This is a genomic window from bacterium, from assembly GCA_035529855.1.
In the GTDB taxonomy this organism is placed as follows: Bacteria; RBG-13-66-14; B26-G2; order WVWN01; family WVWN01; genus WVWN01.
On sequence record DATKVX010000097.1, the window covers coordinates 1 to 24,557 of the forward strand.

At 64.3% G+C, this 24,557-nt stretch carries 20 protein-coding genes and 1 pseudogene; 13 read left to right on the top strand and 8 right to left on the bottom strand.

Annotation, left to right across the window (positions count from 1 at the left end; translation table 11 throughout):
* Window positions 1-108: 108 nt before the first annotated feature.
* From VMX79_10270 to VMX79_10330, 13 genes and pseudogenes are all read left to right on the top strand, one after another.
* Window positions 109-402 carry a 4Fe-4S dicluster domain-containing protein gene (locus VMX79_10270; protein ID HUV87484.1) on the top strand — a complete coding sequence of 98 codons (294 nt, stop codon included), beginning with the start codon at window positions 109-111 and terminating at the stop codon, window positions 400-402.
* The gene (locus VMX79_10275; GenBank protein ID HUV87485.1) at window positions 399-1,562 is read left to right on the top strand and encodes a 2-oxoacid:acceptor oxidoreductase subunit alpha; all 1,164 of its coding nucleotides are present in this window, start codon (window positions 399-401) and stop codon (window positions 1,560-1,562) included. Before VMX79_10270 ends, VMX79_10275 begins: the two co-directional genes overlap by 4 nt.
* Window positions 1,559-2,467: a thiamine pyrophosphate-dependent enzyme gene (locus tag VMX79_10280; GenBank protein HUV87486.1), complete on the top strand. Its 909-nt coding sequence runs from the start codon at window positions 1,559-1,561 to the stop codon at window positions 2,465-2,467. Before VMX79_10275 ends, VMX79_10280 begins: the two co-directional genes overlap by 4 nt.
* A complete protein-coding gene (locus tag VMX79_10285; GenBank protein ID HUV87487.1) occupies window positions 2,464-3,012 on the top strand; it encodes a 2-oxoacid:acceptor oxidoreductase family protein in 549 nt (182 codons plus the stop codon). The genes VMX79_10280 and VMX79_10285 overlap by 4 nt, the downstream gene beginning before the upstream one ends.
* The gene (locus tag VMX79_10290) at window positions 2,984-3,217 is read left to right on the top strand and encodes an FAD-dependent oxidoreductase (GenBank protein HUV87488.1); all 234 of its coding nucleotides are present in this window, start codon (window positions 2,984-2,986) and stop codon (window positions 3,215-3,217) included. Before VMX79_10285 ends, VMX79_10290 begins: the two co-directional genes overlap by 29 nt.
* Window positions 3,218-3,232: 15 nt before the next feature.
* On the top strand, window positions 3,233-6,124 hold the full coding sequence (locus VMX79_10295) for an FAD-dependent oxidoreductase (protein HUV87489.1): 2,892 nt from the start codon (window positions 3,233-3,235) through the stop codon (window positions 6,122-6,124).
* Between the two features lie 227 nt (window positions 6,125-6,351).
* A complete protein-coding gene (locus VMX79_10300) occupies window positions 6,352-6,801 on the top strand; it encodes a hydrogenase iron-sulfur subunit (protein ID HUV87490.1) in 450 nt (149 codons plus the stop codon).
* Window positions 6,802-6,812: 11 nt separating this feature from the next.
* The gene (locus VMX79_10305) at window positions 6,813-7,970 is read left to right on the top strand and encodes a (Fe-S)-binding protein (protein HUV87491.1); all 1,158 of its coding nucleotides are present in this window, start codon (window positions 6,813-6,815) and stop codon (window positions 7,968-7,970) included.
* 83 nt (window positions 7,971-8,053) lie between these two features.
* Window positions 8,054-8,800: an isoprenylcysteine carboxylmethyltransferase family protein gene (locus VMX79_10310; protein ID HUV87492.1), complete on the top strand. Its 747-nt coding sequence runs from the start codon at window positions 8,054-8,056 to the stop codon at window positions 8,798-8,800.
* Window positions 8,801-8,881: 81 nt separating this feature from the next.
* Window positions 8,882-11,308 (top strand): annotated as a pseudogene (gene hdrA2 / locus VMX79_10315) (CoB-CoM heterodisulfide reductase HdrA2).
* 55 nt (window positions 11,309-11,363) lie between these two features.
* Entirely contained in the window at window positions 11,364-11,522 is a 159-nt protein-coding gene (locus tag VMX79_10320; protein ID HUV87493.1) for a hypothetical protein, read from the top strand.
* Window positions 11,503-12,009, top strand: coding sequence for a 4Fe-4S dicluster domain-containing protein (locus tag VMX79_10325; protein HUV87494.1), 507 nt, complete (start codon window positions 11,503-11,505; stop codon window positions 12,007-12,009). Before VMX79_10320 ends, VMX79_10325 begins: the two co-directional genes overlap by 20 nt.
* A gap of 18 nt (window positions 12,010-12,027) precedes the next feature.
* A complete protein-coding gene (locus VMX79_10330; GenBank protein ID HUV87495.1) occupies window positions 12,028-12,927 on the top strand; it encodes a CoB--CoM heterodisulfide reductase iron-sulfur subunit B family protein in 900 nt (299 codons plus the stop codon).
* A 68-nt stretch (window positions 12,928-12,995) separates the two neighbouring features.
* On the opposite strand, the gene VMX79_10335 is transcribed toward VMX79_10330, so the two are convergent.
* The 8 genes from VMX79_10335 to VMX79_10370 all read right to left on the bottom strand — a co-directional run bounded on the left by VMX79_10335 (window position 12,996) and on the right by VMX79_10370 (window position 24,476).
* Window positions 12,996-15,938: a hypothetical protein gene (locus tag VMX79_10335; protein HUV87496.1), complete on the bottom strand. Its 2,943-nt coding sequence runs from the start codon at window positions 15,936-15,938 to the stop codon at window positions 12,996-12,998.
* A gap of 2 nt (window positions 15,939-15,940) precedes the next feature.
* A complete protein-coding gene (locus tag VMX79_10340; GenBank protein ID HUV87497.1) occupies window positions 15,941-16,483 on the bottom strand; it encodes a 2-oxoacid:acceptor oxidoreductase family protein in 543 nt (180 codons plus the stop codon).
* 213 nt (window positions 16,484-16,696) lie between these two features.
* Window positions 16,697-17,944, bottom strand: coding sequence for an isocitrate dehydrogenase (NADP(+)) (gene icd, locus VMX79_10345; protein ID HUV87498.1), 1,248 nt, complete (start codon window positions 17,942-17,944; stop codon window positions 16,697-16,699).
* An 8-nt stretch (window positions 17,945-17,952) separates the two neighbouring features.
* Window positions 17,953-19,884, bottom strand: coding sequence for an aconitate hydratase (locus VMX79_10350; protein HUV87499.1), 1,932 nt, complete (start codon window positions 19,882-19,884; stop codon window positions 17,953-17,955).
* A gap of 23 nt (window positions 19,885-19,907) precedes the next feature.
* Window positions 19,908-20,642 (bottom strand): tetratricopeptide repeat protein, encoded by a 735-nt coding sequence (locus VMX79_10355; protein HUV87500.1) that lies wholly within the window; start codon window positions 20,640-20,642, stop codon window positions 19,908-19,910.
* A 15-nt stretch (window positions 20,643-20,657) separates the two neighbouring features.
* Window positions 20,658-21,179: a hypothetical protein gene (locus VMX79_10360; GenBank protein ID HUV87501.1), complete on the bottom strand. Its 522-nt coding sequence runs from the start codon at window positions 21,177-21,179 to the stop codon at window positions 20,658-20,660.
* Window positions 21,161-23,047, bottom strand: coding sequence for a gamma-glutamylcyclotransferase family protein (locus tag VMX79_10365; protein ID HUV87502.1), 1,887 nt, complete (start codon window positions 23,045-23,047; stop codon window positions 21,161-21,163). The genes VMX79_10360 and VMX79_10365 overlap by 19 nt, the downstream gene beginning before the upstream one ends.
* Window positions 23,048-23,075: 28 nt before the next feature.
* Complete coding sequence (locus VMX79_10370; GenBank protein ID HUV87503.1) at window positions 23,076-24,476, bottom strand: 2-isopropylmalate synthase; 1,401 nt, start codon at window positions 24,474-24,476, stop codon at window positions 23,076-23,078.
* Window positions 24,477-24,557: the final 81 nt, after the last annotated feature.

The following is a 24,557-nucleotide window of genomic DNA, read 5'->3' on the forward strand; positions in this document are numbered from 1 at the left end:
CGGGCCCGGAAGTTTAAAACAGCCACCGCGGAGCGGCTCAGGGGCGGTTTTTTTTGGGCGCGGCCGGGCCCGGGCGAAGCAGCCGGCGCGTCCCGAGGAGTGGTTGTTATGAGGTTCTGGCGGACGCCGCTCGACGCCGACAAGATGAAGGTCCCCCGGGGCGAGCTGCATATAATCGTGGAGCGGTGTAAGGGTTGCGGGTTCTGCGTGGAGTATTGTCCCCGCGACGTCCTGGAGATGAGCGACGAGTTCAACTCCAAAGGCTACCACCCGCCGAAGGCGGTCAAACCCGAAAATTGCGTGAACTGCGACCTGTGCGAGATGATATGTCCGGAGTTCGCTATATACTGCTTAACCGTAGAAGAGGAGCCGGTACCGGCGGAAGGAGGGCAAGGCTCGTGAAAGCGGACCCGACGGGCGTTAGGACCGGCACGCTGTACCTCGACGGCGACCGCGCCATCGCGGAGGGGGCCATGGCGGCGGGATGTCGTTTCTTCGCCGGCTATCCCATTACGCCTTCCACGGAATGCGCCGAACATATTAGTGAACGTTTTCCCGAAGTCGGCGGCATTTTTATTCAAATGGAGGACGAGATAGCGTCCATAGCCGCCATCATCGGCGCGTCGTGGGGCGGCGCGCGGAGCATGACGGTTACCTCCGGCCCGGGCATCAGCCTGATGATGGAGAACATCGGCCTGGCCGCGATGTTGGAGACGCCGTGCGTCGTGGCCAACGTTCAACGCGGCGGCCCGTCCACCGGCCTGCCGACGATGGTGGGGCAGGCCGACGTGATGCAGGCGCGGTGGGGCTCCCACGGCGACTACGAGATAATCGCGTACGCGCCGCAGTCGCCGCAGGAGGCGTTCGACTTCACTATTAAAGCGTTCAACATGGCCGAGAAATATCGGACGCCGGTCATCGTGCTGCTCGACGAGTGCGTGGGCCATATGGTGGAGAAGGTGGTCATCCCGCCCGCGGACGCCATCGAGCTCGAGCCCCGGCGCCTGACGGACGCCGCCAAGGACGAATACTTGCCGTACGCCTACGGCGACGACCTGGTCCCGGACATGGCGATAGCCGGCATGGGGTACCGCTTCCACGTAACGGGCCTGACCCACGACGAGCGCGGCTACCCCGATATGAGCGTACGGTGCCAGGAATGGCTCGTGCCGCGGCTGGTAGCGAAGATTCGCGAAAACGCCGACGACATCGTCGACTTCGACGAGGAGGATACCGACGGCGCGGACGTCGTCGTGCTATCCTTCGGCATCAGCGGGCGCGTCTCGCGGATGGCCATCGACCTCGCCCGGGAGAAGGGGATAAAGGTAGGCTTCTTTAGGCTCCGCGCTATCTGGCCTTTCCCCGAAAAGCGCATAGCGGAGCTCGCGAAGAAGATAAAGGCGTTCGTGGTCGTCGAAATAAACCTGGGTCAAATTTTCTACGAAGTCCAGCGCTGCGCCGCGGGGCGGTGCGAGACGCTCCTATCGCCCCACGCCGGCGGCGGCGTCCACGACCCGGAGGATATATTAAAGGTAATCGAGAAGGGGGCCAAGGTAAAATGAGCCCTAAGGGAGTACCGGAAGCGGTCATAGCCGCCGTAAGCGCGGAAGAACACCCCATCGCGCCGTTCTTGCGTATGGACCGCATGCCGCATATCTGGTGCAGTACCTGCGGCATCGGAACGGCCGTGAAGGCGCTGGCCGCGGCCTTAGAGAAGTTGGATACGGACCTCGACAAAGTATCCATCGTCTCCGGCATCGGCTGCACCGGCCGCGTCGCGGGTTACGTTCGCCTCGACAGCTTCCACACCACGCACGGCCGGCCTATCCCGTTCGCCACCGGCCTGAAGCTCGCCAACCCGGAGCTCACCGTCATCGTCTTCTCGGGCGACGGCGACCTCGCCGCCATCGGCGGCAACCACTTCATCCACGCCGCCCGCCGCAACATGGACCTCAAGGTCATCTGCGTCAACAACTTCATCTACGGCATGACCGGCGGCCAGGTGGCGCCTACCACGCCCCTTAACGCGCTGACGTCCACCACCCCCTACGGCAACGCCGACCCGCCGTTCAACCTGTGCCACCTCGCCGCGGCCTGCGGCGCCAACTACGTCGCCCGGTGGACCGCGCTACACGTCCGACGTTTGACCAAGGCCTTCGGGGAGATACTGGTCAAGCCCGGTTTCTGCTTCGTCGAGGTCATAACGCCGTGTTCGACGCTGTACGCGCGCAAGAACCGCCTCGGCACCGGCCTCGACATCATGAAGTACTACCACGACAATACGGTCATCGAGCACGGCGCGGACCCCGCCGATACCGACATCGTCTTCGGCGGCCCGATAATATGCGGCAAATTCGTCGAGCGCGACCGGCCCACGTGGCTGGAGTACCAGGACCGGCACCTCGGCGAAATATTGGGCGACAAGTACTACCGCGGCAAAGTCGTCCAGGGGGCGAGCGAGCGATGAGGCGCGAGATACGCATCACCGGCTTCGGCGGCCAGGGCGTGATATTGTCCGGCGTTATCGTCGGCAAGGCCGCCTCCATTTACGACGAAAAGAACGCCACCATGTCGCAGTCCTACGGTCCGGAAGCCCGCGGCTCGGCCTGCTCGACGCAGGTCCTCATCGACGACAAAGAAATCCTGTATCCCTACATCCGCAAATCGGACGTCCTGGTCGCGATGTCGCAGGAAGGTTATTCCAAGTTCGTAAGCGAGCTGAAGGCCGACGGCGTCCTGATATACGACGAGGACCTCGTCGACCCCGGCGAGGTAAAAAAGGGCATAGGAGTTTATCCCATAAAAGCCCAGCGGATGGCCGAGACCGACCTCGGCCGCAAGATCGTGACGAACATCGTGATGCTGGGCTTCTTTACGGCGGTAACGCAGGCCGTCCCCAAAGAGGCGATGGTGGAGGCCATAAAGACTTCGGTGCCCAAGGGGACGATAGACCTTAATTTAAAAGCGTTCGACCTCGGTTACGATGCCTTCCAAGAACGAGCCGGAAAATAAGATAAAAGCCGAAGCGGAACCCGACGCGGAGCCGAGTGAGGCCCAGGGCGTCCTCGTGTTGGGCGGCGGCATCGCCGGCATCCAGGCGGCGTTGGACCTGGCCGATGCCCGCGTAAAGGTCTACCTGGTGGAACGCGGCCCCAGCATCGGCGGCCGGATGAGCCAGCTCGACAAGACCTTCCCCACGATGGACTGCTCGATATGAATTCTCGGCCCCAAAATGATGGATGTCGGTAGGCATCCTAACGTCGAGCTGCTAACGCTTTCGGAATTGGTGGGCCTGCGGGGCGAGCCGGGGGACTTCGTCGCCACCGTACGGCGCTACCCCCGCTACGTGGACGAGGGCGAGTGCGTGGGGTGCGGCGATTGCGAGGCGGTGTGTCCCATGGTCGCGCCCAACGTCTTCGAGCACGGCCTGGGCGCCCGCAAGGCCGTATTCCGGCCCTTCCCCCAGGCGGTCCCCGCCGCCTATATTATCGACCGCGACGTCTGCCTGAACGAGGAGGCGTTCCTGGCGTGCAGCAACTGCGCCGACGCCTGCCCCCGCGGCGCCATCGACTTCGACCAGCGCGTCCGCGACGTCGACGTGAACGTGGGCGCGGTCATCGTCGCCACCGGCTTCGACGAGTTCGACCCCCGGGTGATGCGAAACTACGGGTACGGCGTCTACGAGAACGTGATGACCTCGCTCGAGTTCGAGCGGATGCTCAGCGCGTCGGGGCCCACGCGGGGCCACGTCGTCCGGCCCACGGACCGCAAGCCCCCCCTACGCATCGTCTTCGTGCAGTGCGTGGGCGCGCGCGGCGAAGGGGGGCAGCATTTCTGCTCCCGCTTCTGCTGTATGAACGCCGTCAAGGACGCCATGCTCGCGAAGATCCACGACCCCAACGTCGCCTCCATGACCATCCTCTACACCGACATCCGGGCGTTCGGCAAGGGGTTCGACCAGTTCGTGGGGCGCTCCCGCGAGGTGGACGAAATTCATTACGTCCGCGGCCGGCCGGCGAAGATCGTGGGCGACGACGACGGCGACCTGACGGTCTACGCCGAGGATACGCTGAGCGGCGAACAGCTGAAGCTGGAGGCGGACCTGGTCGTGCTCTCGGTAGCCGCCCGTCCCAACGAGACCGCGCGCGACCTGGCCGAAACCCTCGGCGTCGAGCTCGACCGCTACGGCTTCTTCCGCAAGCGCGACCCGGATTCCTTCTACCTCGACACCACGCGCGACGGCATCTACCTGTGCGGCTCCGCCGGCGGCCCCCAGGTCATCCCGGACTGCGTGGCCCAGGCCTCGGGGGCGGCGGCGCTGGCGGCCAAGCACGTCGCGGCGTGCCGCGTCCCGGACGAGGCGCTCGAGGTCGAGGCCGTCGACACCTCGGGCGAGCCGCGCGTCGGCGTCTTCGTCTGCCACTGCGGCGCCAACATCGCGGGCCGGTTGGACATCGGCGACCTGCTCGAGCACGCCCGCGGCCTGGAGGGCGTCGTCTACGCCGCCGACGAGATGTTCGCCTGCTCCGACACCAGCCAGCGCGCGGTGCAGGATGCCATCGCCGAGCACAAGCTCAATCGCCTGGTAGTCGCCGCGTGTACGCCGCGGACCCACGAGCCGGTGTTCCGCAAGGCGTGCGAGGCGGTGGGCCTCAACGCCTACCTCTTCGAGATGGTGAACATCCGCGACCAGTGCTCGTGGGTGCACGTCGCCCAGCCCGAGGCCGCGCTGGCGCGTGCCCGCGACCAGATATCCATGGGGGTGGCCCGCGCCCGGCGGCTCGAGCCGCTGCACATGATCGACGTCCCGATGGAACGGACGGCGCTGGTGGTGGGCGGCGGGGTCGCGGGCCTGCAGGCCGCGCTCGAAATAGCGCGCCAGCATTTCAAGACCGTTCTGGTGGAGAAGACGGATAAACTCGGCGGCCGTCTTAACAAACCGTCGTTGACCAAGCTCTACCCCTCGGGCCGCGACGCCGAGAAGCTCATCGGCGAGAAGATAGCGCATCTCGAGGAAGCCGGCGTCGAGGTCATGCTCAATACCGAGGTGGCGCGGGTCGACGGCTTCGTCGGCAACTTCGACGTCGAGCTCGCCGACGCCTCGGGTAAGAAGAAGGGCGCCACCAAGGAAGTCCGCGCCGGCGCCATCGTCCTCGCCACCGGCGCCGACCTCTACCAACCGGCGGGCGAGTACGGCTACGGCAAGTTCCCGAACGTATTAACGAGCTTGGAGCTGGAGCAGAACTTCGCCGCTCACGACGGCCGCGCCGTCGTCGACGGCAAACAACCGGAAAACGTCGCTTTCATCCAGTGCGTCGGCTCGCGGTGCGAGGACGGCAACCCCGGCTGTTCGCGCTACTGCTGCCCCACGACGATAAAGCAGGCGCTGATGTTGCGCGAACACGGCGCTAACGTGACGGTCTTCTACAAGGACATCCGGACGGTGAGCGACGGCGCCGAGGAGATGTACCGCAACGCCCGGGGCAAAGGCGTCCTCTTCGTGAGAATCGCCGAGGACGAGCGGCCGGAGGCAGTGGGGGCCAAGGCGGCGGAGGCCGTCGAAGCCTACGACATCCTGCTCAAGGCGCGGGTGCGCGCGCCGGCGGACCTCGTCGTCCTCGCCACCGGCATGGTCCCGCGCGAGCCGGACACGACCATTCTGCAATCTATATTCAAAATACCGCGCGGCGACGACAAGTTCCTCATGGAGCGCCACCCCGAGCTCGGGCCGGTGGAGACGACGACCGACGGCGTCTTCATCGTCGGCTGTCTCCAGGCGCCCAAGGACATCGCGGACTCGCTGTCGCAGGCTTCGGCCGCCGCGGCCAAGGTCGCCCGGCTGCTGGCGCGGGACAGCGTGAAGCTCGAGCCCACCGTCGCCGAGGTCAACGACGAGCTCTGCCGGGGCTGCGGCCAGTGCGCCGAGATCTGCCGGTTCAACGCGCCCGAGCTCGTCCAGCTCGAGTCCGGGGTCTACGTCGCGCGCATCAACGAGGCGTTGTGCAAGGGGTGCGGGACGTGCGCCGTGTGGTGCCCCACCGGCGCCATAATGGCCCGCCACTTTACCGACCTCCAGATCCACACCATGCTCGAGACCGCGCTGCAAGGTGAAAAGGGTAGATGACGCCGGCCAAGAGTAAAACTAAAACGGCTGCGACCGAAGAGAAGAGTAAGGCCAAGGCTAAAGCGCCGCCCAAGAAGCCGCGGGCCGCGGCGAAGCGCGCGGCGAAGCGGCCTTCCGGGAAGTCTTCGGCCGGCGGCGCGAAGGCCAAGGCCAAAACCAAAAAGGCCGCCGCCCCCCGCAAGGCCCGCGAAACCAAACCCAAGGCCCGCGAGGACTTCACCCCGCGCATCGTCGTCTTCGCCTGCAACTGGTGCTCGTACGCCGGCGCCGATACCGCCGGCGTCTCGCGCATACAGTACTCCCCGCATTTCAGAATAATTCGGGTAATGTGTTCGGGGCGGGTGCATCCGGCGTTCGTGCTGCGGGCGTTCGAGCTCGGCGCCGACGGCGTGCTCGTTTCGGGGTGCCACTTCGGCGACTGTCACTACATCTTCGGCAACGAGCGCGCGGTGGAGCAGTTCGAGAAGACGAAGGCGCTCCTCAAGATACTCGGCGTCGAAGAGGGGCGCATAAGGCTGGAGTGGATAAGCGCCGCGGAGGGCGTCAAGTTCGGCCGCGTCATCGACGAATTCGTGGAGCAGGTCCGCGCGCTGGGGCCGTCCAAACTCGTGCCGCGGGAACGCGCGCTGCCGCGCGAGGCCGAGGCCTACGCCGACGCCGCGGCTCTCGCCGAGTGAGATAAAACGTTATGGAGGCAACTACGCCCGTAGACGAGAGTACGTTGAGGGAAGCGAACGCCTTCCTTTGTCTGGAGTGCGGCAAGTGCACCTCGACGTGCGTCGTCGCGCGCTACAACCGCTCGTATTCGCCGCGGCGGCTCATCAGCCAGGCGCTGGCCGGCGGCCGGCTGCCGAGCCCGGGCGAGCTTTCGATCTGCCTGACGTGTATGGCCTGCGACGCGCGGTGCCCCTCGGGGGTACGCTTCGTCGACCTCATCCGCGAGCTGCGGCGGGCGACGTACGGCGCCGAGTTCGCCGGCAACTGCAGCCACGGCGGCGCGATGCAGTCGCTGATGAAGCTCATGACCGCGGCGGAGTTGAATCAGGACCGCCTGGCCTGGGTGACCGAAGACCTCAAGACGGCCGACGAGGGCGACGTGGCGCTCTTCGTGGGGTGCGCGCCGTACTTCGACGCCTTCTTCACCGAGCTCGAGGTGGACACGTTGGAGGGGGCCAAAAGCGCGATCAAGCTCCTTAATGCCCTCGGCATCGCGCCGGCCCTGCTACCCGACGAGCGGTGCTGCGGCCACGACTTGCTGTGGGGCGGCGACGTCGAACATTTCGAGAAGCTCGCCCGCAAGAACGTGGAACTCCTGAAGGCGAAGGGCGTGAAGACGGTCATCTTCAATTGCCCGGAGTGCTACTATACGTTCAAGGCCGACTATCCGGAGGTCGTCGCCGGCCTCCCGTTCGAAGTCAAACACCTCAGCGAATTCATGGCGGAACGCGCCGGCGAGTTGGACTTCGACGCGGGCGAGGCGGAGAAGGTCACGTTCCAGGACCCGTGCCGGCTGGCGCGCTTCGCGGGCGTGGTCGAGGCGCCGCGGGAGGTTTTGGCGGCGGCGGGCGTCGAGCTGGCGGAGATGCCGCGCTCGGGGAAGGGCGCGGTATGCTGCGCCGGCAACGGCTGGCTAAACTGCGACCGCTTCTCGAAGGAGGTCCAGCTCGAGCGGCTGCGCGAGGCCCGCGCCACGGGGGCGACGACGCTTATTACGGCCTGCCCCAAGTGCGAAATCCACTTCCGCTGCGCCATGAACGACCCCAACCTGGGTGACGAGATTAAGATGGAGATACGCGACCTCGCCTCGGCGGTGGCGTCGCGGTTAAGAGGCGCGGGGAAAAGATAGGTACGGCGGATTCGGACGATAATGACGGCGTCGGCGCACCGGGGAAATCCCGGAGAGGCGCCGGGAAACAAAAGGATACCTAAATGCAACTCCGGGACGCGTTTGTAAAACAAGGTAAATGGTTATTTAAGTGGAGGAGTTACATACCGTTATTGATTATTTTTATTGCCCTGCCCGCGTTCTGGGATACCGTATTCCCTAGTAGCGACGGTAGTTTCGGTTTCGAAGATGTATGGGAATTAATTTGCTTAGCGGTCGCGGTTTTCGGGTTGGCCGTTCGCGTTTATACCATCGGCCACGTCCCGGAGGGAACTTCCGGTAGGAATACGAGCGTACAACGCGCGGACGGGTTAAATACCACCGGGATTTACTCTTTGGTCAGGCATCCGCTTTACCTGGGGAATTTCTTTATATGGCTCGGGATTTCGATGTTCGTACGTTGCTGGTGGTTAAGTTTTATATTCATTATTTTATTCATATTGTTTTACGAAAGAATTATTTTTATGGAGGAAGAATACCTGAGAACTAAATTCGGGAAGGTATGGCAAGAATGGGCGGCCCGCACGCCGATGTTCCTCCCGCGGTTTAAAAACTTTGAACCGCCTACTCTCCCGTTCTCGATACGGAGCGTTTTAAGTAAGGAAAACCATATACTTGTCAACATCATCCTTGTATTTGCGTTTCTGGAGGTCGTCGAGGAGTTATTAGCGAAACATAGGTTCGAGCTGGATTTGGGGTGGATAATCGCCGTCGTATGCGGTTTTACAATATGGGCTACTTTGAGGGTCCTGAAGAAAATAACCGCTATCCTTAACGTCGAGGGGCGGTAATCAGCCGGAACGATTCGGAATGAAAGCCGAACCAGAGCAACCCAAGCGAAATCCCTACCCCTGGGAAAGGGGGTGACGATTATGTCCAACGAGGAAAAGAAAGCGGCGGTCGCGACGGGCGAGGAGTTGCGCGTCGGCGTCTTCGTGTGCGACTGCGGCCTGAACATCGCCGGCACGGTGGATACCGAAGCGGTAACCGAGTACGCGAAGACGCTGCCCGGCGTCGTCGCGGTCGTCCGCAACCGCTACACCTGCGCCGACCCGGGCCAGAACGAGATTAAAAACGCCATACGCGAGCACGACCTGAACCGCGTCGTCGTAGCCTCCTGCACGCCGCTCATGCACGAGCCGACCTTCCGCGCGTGCGTCGCCGGCGAGGGCCTGAACCCGTACCTGATGGAGATGGCCAACCTGCGCGAGCACTGCTCGTGGGTGCACGGGAACGACAAGGAGGGCGCGACGGCGAAGGCCAAGGACCTGGTCAAGAGCGCCGTGGCGAGGGCGGGACGGCTGCAGCCCCGCGAGGAGACGCGCCACCCGGTTACGCAGGCCGCGCTCGTCGTGGGCGGCGGCGTCGCCGGCATCCAGGCCTCGCTCGACCTGGCGGACGCCGGCTACCAGGTATACCTGGTCGAGAAGGAGCCGTCCATCGGCGGCATCATGGCCGCGCTCGACAAAACGTACCCCACCATGGACTGCTCGATATGAATACTCGGTCCTAAAATGATGGATGTCGGTAGGCATCCCAGGGTCGAGTTGATGGCTTACAGCGAAGTAGAGGAAGTAGCAGGGTACGTCGGCAACTTCAAGGTCAAGGTGCGCAAGAAGGCGCGCTACGTTCGCGAGGACGATTGCAACTCCTGCGCCGAGTGCGCCGAGGTGTGCCCGGTCGTCGTCCCGGACGAGTTCCAGATGGGCCTGTCGTCGCGCAAGGCGGTGTACCTGCCGTTCCCGCAGGCGGTGCCGGCGTCGTACGTCATCGACATGGAGGCCTGTCTGGGGACGAACCCCATCGCGTGCGGAAAGTGCGAGGAGGCCTGCGAGAAGGTCTGTATCGACTACGACATGAAGGACGAGGTCGTCGAGCTGGAGGTGGGCGTGGTCGTCGTCGCCACCGGCATGGACGTCTACGACCCCACCGAGCTGGACGAGTACTGCTACACCCGCTACGACAACGTCATCACGTCGATGGAGTTCGAGCGGCTTATATGCGCGGGCGGCGCGACGGAGGGCCACTTCGTCCGCCCCTCGGACCACGGCGTGCCCGGGCGCATCGCGTTCATCCAGTGCGTGGGCTCGCGCAACAACGCCGGCGACAAGGGCAACCGCTACTGCTCCAACGTCTGCTGCATGAACACCGTCAAGGATACTCTCTTATTGCGGGACCATTACCCCGATTGCGAATGCACGGTGTTCTATATGGACATCCGCGCCTTCGGCAAAGGCTTCGAGGACCTCTACATGCGTTCGCGGGAGGAGGGCGTCAAGTACATCCGCGGCCTGCCGGGCGAAATCCGCCAGGACCCGGAGGCCAAGAACCTCTTCCTCACCGCCGAGAACACGCTCACCGGCGAGGTGCGCGAGTACGAGTTCGACATGGTCGTCCTCTCGGTGGGCGTCATCCCGCGGCAGGACAGCCCCCTTATAAAGAAACTCTTCTCGCTGTCCACCACCGGCGACGGCTTCTTCATGGAGGCCCACCCCAAGCTCAAGCCGGTGGATACGCCGACGCGCGGCGTCTACATCTGCGGCTGCGCCGAATCCCCCAAGGACGTCAAGGACTCGGTGACGCAGGCTTCCGCGGCCGCGGCCCGGGCCATGACCATCCTCAACGCCGGCTACGTAACGGCGGAGGCCATCACGGCGGCCATCGACCCGGCGCGCTGCACCGGCTGCGGCCTGTGCGCCCAGGTGTGCCCGTTCAACGCCGTCGAGGTCGACCCCGAGAAGAAGACCGCCCGGATAATCTCGGCGATGTGCATGGGCTGCGGCAACTGCGCCGCGACGTGCAACCAGGGCGCGGTGACGATGGGCCACTTCACCGACGACCAGTACTACGCCCAGATCGACGCGCTGCTCGACGAGAACGCGGCCGAAAAGGTGTTCACTTTCGCCTGCAACTGGTGCTCGTACGCCGGCGCCGACAACGCCGGCATCTCGCGGCTGCAGTACCCGGCCTCGTCGCGCCTGGTACGGACGATGTGCTCCGCCCGCGTTACGGAGGACTTCGTCCTCTACGCGTTCATGAAGGGCGCGCCCATCGTGCTGGTTTCGGGCTGCCACTTCGCCGACTGCCACTACATCGACGCCAACCGCCAGACCGTCAAGCGCGTTTACCGGCTGTGGGACAAGCTGGAGAAGCTGGGCATCCGCCCCGAGCGATTGCAGCTGGAGTGGATAAGCGCCGCCGAGGGCCAGAAGTTCGCCCGCGTCATGCGCGGCGTGGAGGAGATGCGCCGGCAGGTCACGGCCGAGGAGGTCGAACACACCAAGAAGGTCCTGGCCGAGGAGTGGGAGAAGAAGCTCGCGCGCGAGGCCAAGCGTAAGAAGAAAGCGGAGGCGGATGAGTCAAGAGACGAAGTTCAAGTGTCTTAAGTGCGGCCACGAGTACGTCGAGAAGTACGCGCCCGACGACGACGTCGAACGGTCGTGCCCCAAGTGCCGCTCCAACAGCGTCCGCCCCGAAAAGCCGAAGAAGGCCGATGCCGCCGAAGAAAAATAACGACGAGAAGCGCCTCGAGCCGACGGTGACGCTCGACTTCGAGTTTAAGAAGCAGCTCGAGAAAATAGTCGACGGCACGCTGGTCAATTATTGCTACCAGTGCGGCGCGTGCGTCGGCGACTGCCCCAGCGCGCGCTACGTCGAGGGCTTCAACCCGCGCGAGATTATGCTGAAGGTCCTCTACGGCTTCGCCGAGGAGCTGGTGGGGCCGGCCTCGCCGGTGTGGTACTGCACCAACTGCTATAACTGCTACGAGCGCTGTCCGCAGAACGTCAAGCCGGTGGAGATAATCATCGCCGTCAAGAACCTCATGGCGCGCCGCGGCATCTATCCGGAGAAGGCGCAGGTGGGCGACCTGGTCGATATGGTTTTGGAGACCGGCCGGACCGCTCCCGTGACGGCGATGACGACGAAGCTCCGCGAGGAGCTGGGGCTGCCGCCGCTCGAGGCCGTAGACACCGACGAGCTGAAAAAAATATTGGAGTAACGCGGTCGCGCGAGACTTATGACGGACGCCCAACCCAAGAAATTCGCCTTCTTCCCGGGGTGCCTCATCCCGGTGCGGTACCCGCAGATGGAGGCCGCCATTCGCAAGACGCTGCCCAAGGTCGGCGTCGAGATCGTCGACCTGCCGGGTTTCACCTGCTGCCCGGACCCTATTTATTTCAAATCGTACGACAAGCTGGCGTGGCTCACCGTCGCCGCGCGCAACCTGGCCGTGGCGGAGGAGGCGGGCCTCAACCTCTTCACCATCTGCTCGGGTTGCACCGCGACGCTGTCCGAGACGTACCAACAGTTGAATACGAACAAGAACCTGAAGGACGAGGTCAACGAGCGGCTCGCCCGCGTGGGCAGGGAGTACAAGGGGACGTCGACCATACGGCACGTCGCGACGGTCGTTCGCGACGAGGTGGGCGTCGAAGCGGTGGCGGCGTCGGTGGTGCGGCCGCTGGAGGGCCTGCGCGTCGCCATCCACTACGGCTGTCACCTCCTCAAGCCGTCGCACATCATGAAGGTGGACGACCCCGACGACCCGCACATCCTGGACGACCTGGTGGCCGCGCTCGGCGCGACGCCCGTCCGCCACGACGAGTGGATCCTGTGCTGCGGCAAGGCCTGCAAACATGAGGAGGCGCCGTCGGAGATGATGTACGAGCTGCTGAAGTCGGTGGCCGCGGCGAAGGCGGACGTCCTCGGGGTGGTGTGCCCGTCGTGCTTTAACGAGTTCGACCTGGGCCAGCTCCGCCTCGCCCGGGAGCACGACGACGAGAGCCTCAAGACCCCCGCCGTTTACTATTTCCAGTTATTGGGGCTGGCGCAGGGCCTGACGCTGGAAGACGTCGGCCTCCACCGGCACAAGGTCAAGGCGCCGGCGCTGGAGAAGTACGCCGCCGCCGCGGTGTAGCCTAAAACCCGGCACATAAATTAAAAGGCCGCCCGACGGGCGGCTTTTCGTTTGGGCTTCCTCTCGCGCTAGGTTACTTTCGCGAGCACCGATTGTATCTCGCCCGCCACTTTGGCCGTCGTGCGCTCGAACGCGTCCTTGACTTGAAGTCCCCGCTCTCCCGGCGCTTCCCCCTCGAAGCCCAGGATCTCGCCCACCACGTCGGCGTGCTCGAAGTCGAGGTTGTCGTCCAGGCACACGGTAAGGCGGTAGACGTCGCGCAGGTTTTTGAGAAAGCACATGGAGTTGTACAGCGACCGGAGCTCCAGGCCGGCCTGCGGGTATACCCTGCCGATGCCGTCCAGGATGCGGGAGGTGATGGGGTCGCGGATGCCGAAGCGCGCTTTACAGATGAGGATGGCCATGACGATGTCGCGCAGGCCGCCGACGCACTCCTTGACGTTGTTGGGGAGGAAGACCTCGCCCACCGCCTTTTGCCGCGACGCCATCTCGCGCTTCATATCCGCGATGTACTCGTCGGCGCGGGCGAAGATGACCGGCTTGATGATGCGTTCGTGGATATCTTCCTCGAAGGTGGAGGTGCCGACGACGAGCCGCGACTCGAGGAGCTGCGATTTCTCGATGAAGTCGGTCTCGTTCTCGCGGCGGAAGAAGGCCTCGAGCTGGCTCAACGGGATGACGTAGCTGCCGAAGTGCTCCAGGAAGCGGAAGTGGGGCATCATGCCGCGCTTGCAGATTTCGGAGCTCATAGCCGAGATAACGGCGCCGCCCAACTCCTGTAACTTTTCGTCGTCGGTGTCTATCAGCACGATGAGGTCGTAGTCGTCGTTGAAGGCCCACTCGCGGGCGTGGCCGCCGGCGGCGTAAATAGCCATCAAGTCGAACGAGGTAACCCACCGGCCGTATTCTTCGGCCAGCTCTTCCCGGCAGGCGTCGAAGAGGTAGTTGAGGTATTCGTCCGAGAACTCGGTGTACTGGGCGTTGGTCTCCTCGATGGTGGCGCCGTTCAGGGTCATCAATCCGATCCGCAGCAGCTCGAGGTCGTAGTAATCGCCCAGCAGCTCCTTCTTCGCCGCGGGCGAGGGGACGATGGCGGCCTCGGCCAGTATCCCCTGCGACTTGTCGGCCATCGCGTCCGGGTCGTCGAGCAGGTACAGGCAATCCGGGTATTTTTTCAAGACGGCCTGCAGGTACCGGCGCAGGTACGCCGAGCCGTAATACCGCAGCCGGCACAGGCCGCGCAGCGCCGCCGCGGCCGGCTTGAGCGAGGGGACCCTCACCTCGCGCGATACGAGCTCCATAAACCGCTTGGCGGTATCGTAGTCGACTTCGGCCAGGTAGCGATTCAGGAGAACCGGGTGGGTGGCGAAGATGCGGGCCGCTTCGCGCGCGGGGTTGTAGAAGGTCTCGAACTCGCGGAGGAAAGCCGCGCCCATGGCGTCGAACAGCTCGCCCGCGTCCACCTCGTCGCGATTTTCGCCCAGCAGGACCAGCAGTTTAATGAATAGTTCGGCGTTGCGCTTGACGAGGCCGACGAGTTCGTTGACGCGCCGTTCGCGTTTTTCCGGCGGGAGGCCGTTGAAGTCGGCGACCAGCGCGCGGAGGAGCTTCTTATCGGAGGCCACCAGCAGCTCGAAGACGTCGTCCCAGAAGGCGGCCCGTACCAGGAACCGTATCAATTTCAACATCCGGTTTAAAAGCTGCCCCGGCGGCCTGGATGTCGTCGACGCCAGCTCCAGGAAGACGGAGGAGTTACGCAGGTTCTCTTCCACCTCTTGGGCCAAATCCTCCGCTACGGCGCGCACTTTGTCCACCGAGTCGTAATAGTGGACCAGCAGCGTTTCCTCCGGGCCCACGGCGCCGCGCTGGCGGTAGCCCATGGCGGCGGCCACGCGGGCCAGGTTCTCGGCCATGACCGGCGTGTCGAGTATGATAACTTCGTCCTGGACGACGAGGAGTTGGTAGAGGTAGCGGAGCACTTCGAAGAAGATGAGGCCGTCCTCGAGGACGTCGTTCTTTTCGGCGTTCCAGGGTTCGATGTCGGAGAGGCGCTTCAGGTTATGCCATACGTTGGGCTCGCGGAGGCCGTGGATGGTGCGCTTGATGTGGACCAGGCTCTTGATGACGCGCAGCGCGTCCTCCTTGGGGACGATGCGGTCGCTCTCGTAGTCGCGGCGAACGAGCGCCACCGCGTCGCCCAGCGCGCCGCGGACGAAGCCCTCGTGGTAGATTTTGTCGGCGCCGCTGTCCGCGTAATAGCGTTCGGTTATCTCTTCCCGCAGCCGGTCGAAGAGCGCGCGGTCGCCGTAGAGCGGCTCGGCGTTCAACAGCTCCGAGATGACGATGTAATCTCCCGGATGGGTTTCCGCGTATTCCCGGTACTCGGAAAGCGACGTCGCGAAGCTCTCCGGCGAGACGTTCTCCGAGAGGTAGAAGTGGAAGCGCGTGGCGTACCGCAGCATTACGGAGCTGAGGCGGCCCAGAACGCGGTTGAGGGCGTCCTGGTTATCGTCGCTCTCCACCACGACGGCGATGTCGACGTCGTCCTGGTCGGTGAGGGTGCCCACGCCGCAGATAACGAACGGCGGCAGCTCCTCGGCGCCGACCAGGATGTCCAGTACCTTCCGCACGAACGTCACGATCAATTGCGAGTAGCTGGTGCCGATGCTCGTCAGGAATTCGCGGTAGACCTCTTCGCGGCTCGCGCCCGGGACGACGTCGGCGCGCAGCGCCTCGACCGCCTGGATGTTCATGCGCAGATACTGGAGGCCGTAGTAGCAGCCGAGGTAGCGGATGCGCTCCTGCCCCTCGGGCGCGACGTGGGATACGATGTCCATCTCGCGGTCGAGGTTCCAGGCCGGCTGCCACAGGTGCACCTCGTCGCGCAGGCCGGCCTGCTCGAGGCTGGTGGTGAGATCGGCGATGACCGCGCCGGTCTGCTGCAAGTACTTCGACGTGTAGTTGCTGAACTCGCCGGCCAGCTCGCAAAGTCTTTCGTAGCGACGAGGCATGGTCAGAGCAGCTCTTTCATCTTCTTGAAACCGAAATCGAACGCCGTGCGGTGGGCGTCTTCCGTACCCGGCGGGACCCGGGCCAGCAGCGCGTCCTCCACCGCCCGGCGGTTGTGGGCCGGCGACAGCGCCGCGACCGCGCCCAGCACGACGATGTTCGCCAGCCGCGGGTCGCCGAGCTCCCGGGCGCCGTCTCCGAAGGGCAGCCGGTAGACGCGGAACGGCCCCTCCGGCGAGCGCCGTACGGCGTCGCGGTCCACCAACAGGTACCCCTGTTTATTTACGTCGCCGGCGTAGCGGTCGACGGCCTCCTGGGTGAGCGCGACCAGCAAGTCCACCTCTTTCGCCTTCGGCCGGTAGATCTCCTGGTCGCTGACGACGAGGTCCGTCCGCACCGCGGCGCCGCGGGCCTCGGGGCCGTACGTGATGTGCTGCACGACGTTTTTATCCTCGTAGACGGCGAGCGCTTCGGCCAGGATCTTGGACGCCAGGTGGAGGTCTATCTCCGCGCCGCCGCTGAGTCTTATTTGATAATAGAAAGCCATTCTTCCTCCTTGCTTCAAGGCCGCGTCCGGCGCCCGAACTCGACGCGCAAAACGGACTGAGCCGCGGCTCGGCGCCGGTTATCCCTCCCGCTTCCCGGCTTCGGCATAACGAGCGCGAACCGGGCCTTAGTAGCTAAGCAATTTTAACAAGGCCGCGGTTGACCGGCAATAGAAAAGCCGCGGCCGGGGCTGCGGCCTGCGGATTTCACCCCGCTAGGTTATGTTCTCTATAATCCGCGTCGCGTATTCGCTGGTCTTCACCTTGCGCGCGCCCTCCATCTGGCGGGCGAGGTCGTACGTGACCACTTTCTCCTGTATCGTCTTGGCCATCGCCGCCACGACGGCGTCCGCCGCTTCCTGCCACCCCAGATACTCCAGCATCATGACGCCCGAGAGAATTAGGGACGACGGGTTCACCTTGTCCTGGCCGGCGTACTTGGGCGCCGTGCCGTGGGTGGCCTCGAACAGCGCCACGAAGTCGCCCATGTTCGCGCCCGGCGCCATCCCCAGGCCGCCCACCTGAGCCGCCGCGGCGTCCGACAAGTAGTCGCCGTTTAGGTTGGGTGTAACCAGGATACTGTACTCGTCCGGCCGCAGCAGGACCTGCTGGAACATGGAGTCGGCGATGCGGTCCTTCACCACTATCTTGCCGGCGGGGGCTTTACCGTCGTATTTCTCCCACAGCTCGGCCTCGGTGACGGTGACGTCGCCGAACTCCTCGCGGGCGAGCTCGTAGCCCCAATCCTTGAACGCGCCCTCGGTGAACTTCATAATGTTGCCCTTGTGGACGAAGGTGACGCTGGGCAGCTTCCGGTCGCGGGCGTAGCGGAGGGCCTTGCGGGCGACGTTCTTGGTCGCGGTTGCGCTGATGGGTTTGACGCCCACGCCGGAGTCGAGCCTGATGTTGCGGCCCATTTCCTTGTTTAAAAAACCCAGCACCCGGGCGGCCTCCGGCGAACCCTCGCGCCACTCGATGCCGGCGTACACGTCCTCCGTGTTCTCGCGGAATATCACCACGTTCAGTTTCTCGGGGTGTTTGACCGGGCTCGGCACGCCCGGTATCCACCGCACCGGCCGCACGCACGCGTACAGCTCGAGCTTCTGGCGCATCGTCACGTTGAGGCTGCGGTAGCCGCCGCCCACCGGCGTCGTCAACGGCCCTTTGATGGCGACGACGAATTCCGGTATGGCCCGGAGCGTGTCGTCGGGCATGACGACGCCCTCGCCGTAGACGTGCCGGGCCTTGTCGCCGGCGTATATTTCCATCCATACTATTTTGCGGTCGCCGCCGTATTTCTTTTCCGCCGCGGCGTCCAGGACGCGCCGCGTCGCGGCCCAGATGTCGGGGCCGATACCGTCCCCCTCGATGAACGGGATTATGGGGTCGTCGGGCACGCGCAGCGCGTCGCCCGCGATTTCGATTTTACGGCCTTCTGCGGGGACCGTAACCTTTTCGAACATCGCCTCTCCTACGATTGGGAACGTTGGTAGTTGAGCAGGCCGCCGGCTTTGACGATCGCCAGCTGCCGCTCGCTTAACTCGTGGCCTACCTCCAACGCGCGGCCTTGGGTCTCGTTTTTAACCGTGAGCGGTTTCCCGACCCGGAGCTCCGAGCCGAGATTCTCCAAACGGAGCCGGTCGCCGGCCTCGATTTTTTCGTAATCGTCCGCGTCGCGAAACGTGAGCGGCAGGATGCCGAAGTTGACCAGGTTCGCGGCGTGGATGCGCTCGAAGGATTTCGCGAGCACCGCTTTCACGCCCAGGTACATCGGGCACAGCGCGGCGTGTTCCCGGCTCGAGCCCTGGCCGTAGCTCTCGCCGGCGACGACGACGTTGTGCAATCCCTGCGCCGCGTTCTCCTTGGCCCGGGCGGCGAAGCTCTCGTCCACGCCCTCGAAGACGAACCGCGAGTACGCCTCCACGTTGGAGCGGTACTTGAGCCGCGGGCCCGCCGGCATGATGTGGTCCGTCGTTATCTTATCCCCCACCTTCAGCGCGACGACGGCGTCGAGCTCGTCGGGAAGCGGGACGTTGGCCGGCGGTTGCCCGATATTCGGGCCCCGGACGATCTCGGCGTCGGCGTCGTGGACGTGGGAGATAAGGGAATCGTCGACGGTGAACTTTTTCGGGACCGCCACCCGGGGATAGGGGATGCCGGCGTCGCGCGGGTCGACGAGTTCGCCCTTCCAGGCCGCGACCGCCGCCGTCTCCGGGCTCACCAGGTAGGTCCCGGCGGAGGCCGTCCCGGAGCGGCCGTAGAAGTTGCGGTTGTTGGTCCGCACCGAGACCGCGTCCGAGGGCGGCGCGTGGCCCATGCCGATGCAGAAGCCGCACGCCGTCTCGGCGACGCGGGCGCCCGCGGCCACGAGCTTCGCGAGGTGGCCGTCGTCGGCGATCATGCGCAGTACCTGCTTCGACCCGGGCGCGACGACGAAGCTGACGTTCGGCGCTATCGTCTTGCCGTCCAATATCCCGGCGACGGTCGCCAGGTCCTTGTACGACGAGTTGGTGCACGAGCCGATGCAAACCTGGTCCACTTTCAAACCCGCTACCTCGCGCACCGGGGCGACGTTGTCCGGGCTGTGCGGCTGCGCCACCATCGGCTCCACGGCGGAAAGGTCGAGCTCGACGACGCGGTCGTACTCGGCGTCGTCGTCCGCGGCCAGCTCCCGCCACACGTCGCCGCGGCCTTGCGCCTCCAGGAACGCCCGGGTGACGCCGTCGGAGGGGAAGACGGACGTCGTCACGCCCAGCTCGGCGCCCATATTGGTAATGGTCGCGCGCTCCGGCACCGACAGCGTCTCGACGCCCGGGCCGAAGTACTCCATTACGGTCCCGACGTTCCCCTTGGTGGTTAACATCTTGAGGAGGGTCAATATGACGTCCTTGGCCGCGACCCACTCGCCCAACTCGCCGGTGAGCTTCACGCCCACGACGCGGGGGTACGTCAGCCAGAAGGGCCCGCCGGCCATGGCCGCCGCCACGTCGAGGCCGCCGGCGCCGACGGCTACCATTCCCAGGCCGCCGCCGGTGGGGGTGTGGCTGTCCGAGCCCAGCAGCGTCTTGCCCGGCGCGCCGAACCGCTCCAGGTGGACCTGGTGGCAGATGCCGTTGCCCGCCCGCGAGAAGTACAGGCCGAATTTCTCCGCGATGCTTTGGAGGTAGCGGTGGTCGTCGGCGTTCTCGTAACCCAGCTGGAGGGTATTGTGGTCGACGTAGCTCACCGAGAGCTCGGTCTTGACCTCCGGCACCGCCATGGCCTCGAGCTGGAGGTACGCCATCGTGCCGGTGGCGTCCTGCGTCAGCGTCTGGTCTATTTTTATGGCGACCTGTTCGCCCGGGCGCGGCTCGCCCTCGAGCAGGTGTGCGTCCAAAATTTTCTGGGTCGACGTCTTCGCCATTCGCGCTTCGCCTTCCGGGCCGCTCAGCCGCTGTAGAGGAGGTCGAGGACCGCCTTCGATTTTTTATCTTCCGGGTCGAGCTCGAGCGCCTTCTTGAGGGCCTCCGCCGCGCGGTAGTTGTCGCCCAATGCGAAATAGGCTTCCCCCAGCAGCGCGTGCGCCTGGGCGCTGCGGGGGTTCTTTTCCACCACTTTTTCGAAGTCCGCCGCCGATTCCTCTTTGAGGCCCAGCCGCGCGTTGGCCAGGCCGCGTTGGTAATATGCAATAATGAAGCCCGGGTTACGGGCCAACAATTGGTCGAAGGCCGCGATCGCTTCTTTTAGTTTTCCGATGTGGTAGTACATCAAACCGAGCCAATAGTACGATTGCTCGGCGGCGGGCTCGAGCGCCAGCGTCTTTTTAAAACAATCGATGGCCTCGTCCACCCGCGCGGCGCGATAATAACAAAGCCCCAGGAAGTAGTGGGCCGGCGCCGAATGGGGGTTGGTTTTCGTAGCGTCCTCCAAAACCGCCACGGCCTCGTTCAGTTGCCCTCGGTGGTAGTGCGCCTGGCCGAGGTGGACCAGGACGTAGTCGTTGCCCGGGTCCGACGCCAGCGCCCGCCGGTATTTCTCCAAGGCGCCGTCCGGGTCGCCGCCGAAGTCGGCCAGTACCGCGGCGAAGAAATGGGTCTCCCAACGGTCGTCGGTGGGGAGGCCGCAGTAGGGGCAAAAGCGGAACTCCGCGGCGAGATCGAAGTCACAATTTTTACATTTCACGGCGCACCTCGCTCTTTAGCTACCCTCCCGCTCGTTTGGGGATATTTTGCGTAATCGCAGGTATTCGTCGAACGCGGCGCTCAATCTGGACAGCGCGGCGCGTTCCTTGCGGGCTTCCTCCTCGTATACCGTCGCCAACCGGTCTTTGCCCCACGATACGCCTTCGGCCAGGGTTTTCAGGTCGGCGAAGGCTTGCGCGCCGCGGCCTTCCCACGCCTCGCTCGCCGCTTCCCAGATTACGTCGGAGAGCGTATCCAGCACCAGGAGCAATTCGGCCAGGCCGTAACCCTGTTGCAGTCGTTTTCGGCCGACGTCGGCCACGTACGTGCGGAAGGGCGCCGGGTCGCCGGACAGCAACGATTGGCGGTAGGCGTCGAAGTGGACCTGTATGCGGGGCCGGAGGTCTATGGTCTCCATCTGGCGATAGTGGTCCAGCGCCGACTCCCGGAGGCGCTTCGTCACCTCGTTGACGACGCACTCCTCGACCTCGAAAAGGAACGACGCCAGCGGCGAGGCTTTCATACGTCTATCAGCCATTCCTTACCCTCTCCCCATATGAACGCGTTGTAGCTTTTAAGTTTGCGTTCGATTTTATCGACCCATTCCCGGCAAAACGCGGCCGGGTGACCGCCGAGGTTGCGCGTCTCGTACGCCAGGCCCTCCTCGACCACGGCCAGGAAGTACTCGATATCGCGTCGCGCGAGAGAGTGCGGGGCTTCCGCCCACGCCAGCAGCTCGCGCTCGACTTCCCGGTTATAACTCAGATGGGGCGAGTCGGGCGACAGCTCGAGCGGCGGCGGGTTGGTGGCGAACTGGAAGCCCTTGAGCGCCATTACGAGGTCGACGTACGAGTGCTCGTAGAACAGCCGCGGGAATTCGTACTCGATGACCTTGGCGGGGTTGGCGTCGTCGTGGCGGACGCGGTGTTCATTGTAGCGGGAGAAGTCCAGGCCGGTGAACTCGTTGTAAATTTCCCGGCCGTGGAGACGCTTTTCGCGCAGGATGCCCTCCGCGTCGAGGTTCAGGTCGCCGCCCAGTATCAAGAGGCAAATTAAGTGCTCGGGCGGCGGCGGTTTGCCGGGGGGCCGCCCCTCCTCGAGCTGGATCGAGAGGTGCAGGCTGTGCGGTTTAATTTCGGCGAACGTGACCGCGGCGGTGGCGGAGTCCGAGAGTATGAACGGGTCCGCGGTGGCCGGTTTGGAGAGGTCGCCCAGGATCTTGTAGCGGCCTACCGCGAACTCCAGGAAGCCGCGCACGCGGCCGCGATACGGCGTTACGACGCGGTGGTTGTCGACGTGGCCGCCGAGCTTCCACAGGCGGCCGCCGAGGTCGAAGTCGTCGAAGTAAAAGAACCCGTCGAAGTCGGGGTCCTCGTCCGGGCCGGCGCCTATTATGTCGGGGCCCAGCGGGCTGAACTCGGCCTCGTATCCCAGCGGCGCGCCGCCGCGCGCCCGGCGCGCCTTTACCCTTTCGACGTACGGCTCGAGGCGGTCGCGGTCGTAGAGTTCGTCCGCAGTGAATATCGCGGCCACGGCGTAGTCCGTATATTCCAGCTGCTCGCTGTAATCGGTTACGCCCAGCGCCTCCATGATTTCGCCGATGGGGCCGAGGTTGTCGCCGACGTACTGCAACGCGGCCAGCGCCGATACGGCGCGCTCGTAATAGGCGTCGGTAACGCGAACGGCGCCGCGGAAGTCGCGCCGCACCTTTTCCTCGAGTTGGTTGAATATTATGGTCTTCGCGATAAGGCGGAGGTAGTGCGGAGCGTATTTAACCGCGGCTTTCTCTTTCTCCAGCCATTGGAGCGAGGGGAGGCCCGATTCCTCGAGCCGGTGTTTGACGGCGAAGGCGGGCAGACCCGGATGGTCGAAGTATTCGCGCACCAACTCTTCCACCGCTTCGCCCAGCAGCTCTTCCCGGGCGCGGACTTCGAGTTCGCGGAGGCCGCTTTGGGCGGGGACGTCGGCGGCGATCGCCCTTTCGATGCGGCTTTTCAGGAAATCGGCGACGCGGTCCGCCACCTCGACGTCGGGCGCCGGTTTGGCCGCCAGGAGCTCCGGGCCGGCCACGTAGACGTATCCTTCCTGGGGGCCGGCCGCCGTTTTCACGGTTGCCTTTCGGCGTACGTACAATTTTCCCTCGCTCTCGTATTGGTCGAGTTGGGCGAGCGCTTTGGGGCTTACCCCCGCCACCAGGACCCCCTCGACCTTCGAGCCGGCTTGGGGGACGACGTACGGGAAAGACTTGAGCGAGGTAACTTTACGGTAACCGTCCAGGACGGCGCGCGTAGTGCCGGGGTTTTCGCCGGTTACTACGCGATAGACAAACTGGTCCGTCAAGGTCCCGTACACGAACAGGCGGGCCCCGTCCGCGGCATCCCGGTCCCCCCGTCGAGGCGTCGGCATTTTTATGACCCGGCCGCGCCGGGCGGAGTTAGGCGAAGAGGTCGGGCATGCGCCGTTTGGCTTGCTCGAGCATCTCTTCGCTGGATATGGCCGTCGTCCTGCGGGCCCCGTACTGCTCTTCCACCCATTTCGCGATGGCCTGTATCCCGGGGTGACGTTTGTCTATCTGCTTGTCGCCTTCCAGGCCGAGGTACTGGTTGAGCCACAGCGCGACGCCGGCCACGCCCGATTTATCCGTGACCGAGATGCCCAGCGGCCGGTTGAGGATGCAAGCCGTGTCGAAGATGTTGTAAATTTCCTCGTTCTTGATAACGCCGTCGGCGTGAATGCCGGCGCGGGTGACGTTGAAGTCGCGGCCGACGAACGGGTAGTTGGAGGGCACGGGCCAACCCATGTTCTTCTCGAAGTACTCCCCGATCTCTTTGATGGCCGTCATGTCCATACCGTCGGTGGTGCCCTTGAGGCTGGCGTACTTGACGCACAGCGCCTCGAGCGGCGAGTTGCCGGTCCGTTCGCCGATGCCCAACAACGAGCAGTTGGCCGCGGCGCAGCCGTAAAGCCACGCGGCCACCGGGTTCGCGAGTACCAGGTGGAAGTCGTTGTGGCCGTGGAATTCGAGCTGGTCGTGCGGTATCCCGAGTTCGGTGCGGAGGTAGTATACCATCTTCGGGACGCTGCGCGGCAGCGCCGCCTCGGCCCACGGTACGCCGTAGCCCATGGTGTCGCAGATGCGGATCTTTATTTTCATGCCGGTGTCTTCGGAGAACCGCATCAGCCGTTCCGCGAACGGCACGACGGTACCCCAGAAATCGGCGCGGGTCATATCCTCGAAGTGACACCGGATGGCCTTCAGGCCCGCCTCCGCGGCGGCGCCGATGACCTTCATGAAGTCCTCCACCACTTGCGCCCGCGTCTTCTTGAACTTCATGAAGATGTGGTAGTCGGAGATGGACGTCAGGATGCCGGTCTCCTCCAGCCCCACCTGTTTGACCAGCTCGAAGTCCGCCGGTACGGCGCGTATCCAGCCCGTTATCTCGGGGTACTCGTAGCCGCGCTCCTGGCACTTCTTCAGGGCCTCGCGGTCTTTGTCGCTGTACAGGAAAAATTCGGACTGGCGGACGACGCCTTTGGGGCCGCCCAGTTTGTGGAGCAGGTCGTAGACGTGTACGATGTCGTCGACGGTGTAGGGAGGCCGCGCCTGCTGGCCGTCGCGGAACGTCGTGTCCGTAACCCAGATTTCCTCGGCCGGCGCGAGCGGGACCGTTTCGCCGTCGAAGGCCAACTTGGGGATTTCGCAGTACGGAAATTGGTCGCGGTAGAGGTTGGGCTCGTCGACGTCGACCAGGGAGTGCTCTTTCTCGCCCTTCGGCGGTTTGGCCTTCACCTTTTGGAGCCAGGGGGCTTTCCAACCGTGCTTTTTAGCCGCCATATATTCCTCCGTTTCGCGCGTCGTTTGGACTCGCCTGCTTTTCGTTTATTCTCATTTAACCGCGGCGCCGTCCCGAGCCGT

Bases quoted from the DNA above. Each gene is read 5' to 3' on its own strand.
- VMX79_10280 (HUV87486.1), top strand. From the start codon at position 1,559: ATGAGCCCTAAGGGAGTACCGGAAGCGGTCATAGCCGCCGTAAGCGCG.
- VMX79_10365 (HUV87502.1), bottom strand. From the start codon at position 23,047: ATGCCGACGCCTCGACGGGGGGACCGGGATGCCGCGGACGGGGCCCGC.
- VMX79_10335 (HUV87496.1), bottom strand. From the start codon at position 15,938: ATGCCTCGTCGCTACGAAAGACTTTGCGAGCTGGCCGGCGAGTTCAGC.
- VMX79_10305 (HUV87491.1), top strand. From the start codon at position 6,813: ATGGAGGCAACTACGCCCGTAGACGAGAGTACGTTGAGGGAAGCGAAC.
- VMX79_10330 (HUV87495.1), top strand. From the start codon at position 12,028: ATGACGGACGCCCAACCCAAGAAATTCGCCTTCTTCCCGGGGTGCCTC.
- VMX79_10370 (HUV87503.1), bottom strand. From the start codon at position 24,476: ATGGCGGCTAAAAAGCACGGTTGGAAAGCCCCCTGGCTCCAAAAGGTG.
- VMX79_10360 (HUV87501.1), bottom strand. From the start codon at position 21,179: ATGGCTGATAGACGTATGAAAGCCTCGCCGCTGGCGTCGTTCCTTTTC.
- VMX79_10325 (HUV87494.1), top strand. From the start codon at position 11,503: ATGCCGCCGAAGAAAAATAACGACGAGAAGCGCCTCGAGCCGACGGTG.
- VMX79_10310 (HUV87492.1), top strand. From the start codon at position 8,054: ATGCAACTCCGGGACGCGTTTGTAAAACAAGGTAAATGGTTATTTAAG.
- VMX79_10340 (HUV87497.1), bottom strand. From the start codon at position 16,483: ATGGCTTTCTATTATCAAATAAGACTCAGCGGCGGCGCGGAGATAGAC.
- VMX79_10320 (HUV87493.1), top strand. From the start codon at position 11,364: ATGAGTCAAGAGACGAAGTTCAAGTGTCTTAAGTGCGGCCACGAGTAC.
- icd (HUV87498.1), bottom strand. From the start codon at position 17,944: ATGTTCGAAAAGGTTACGGTCCCCGCAGAAGGCCGTAAAATCGAAATC.
- VMX79_10290 (HUV87488.1), top strand. From the start codon at position 2,984: ATGCCTTCCAAGAACGAGCCGGAAAATAAGATAAAAGCCGAAGCGGAA.
- VMX79_10285 (HUV87487.1), top strand. From the start codon at position 2,464: ATGAGGCGCGAGATACGCATCACCGGCTTCGGCGGCCAGGGCGTGATA.
- VMX79_10270 (HUV87484.1), top strand. From the start codon at position 109: ATGAGGTTCTGGCGGACGCCGCTCGACGCCGACAAGATGAAGGTCCCC.
- VMX79_10350 (HUV87499.1), bottom strand. From the start codon at position 19,884: ATGGCGAAGACGTCGACCCAGAAAATTTTGGACGCACACCTGCTCGAG.
- VMX79_10295 (HUV87489.1), top strand. From the start codon at position 3,233: ATGATGGATGTCGGTAGGCATCCTAACGTCGAGCTGCTAACGCTTTCG.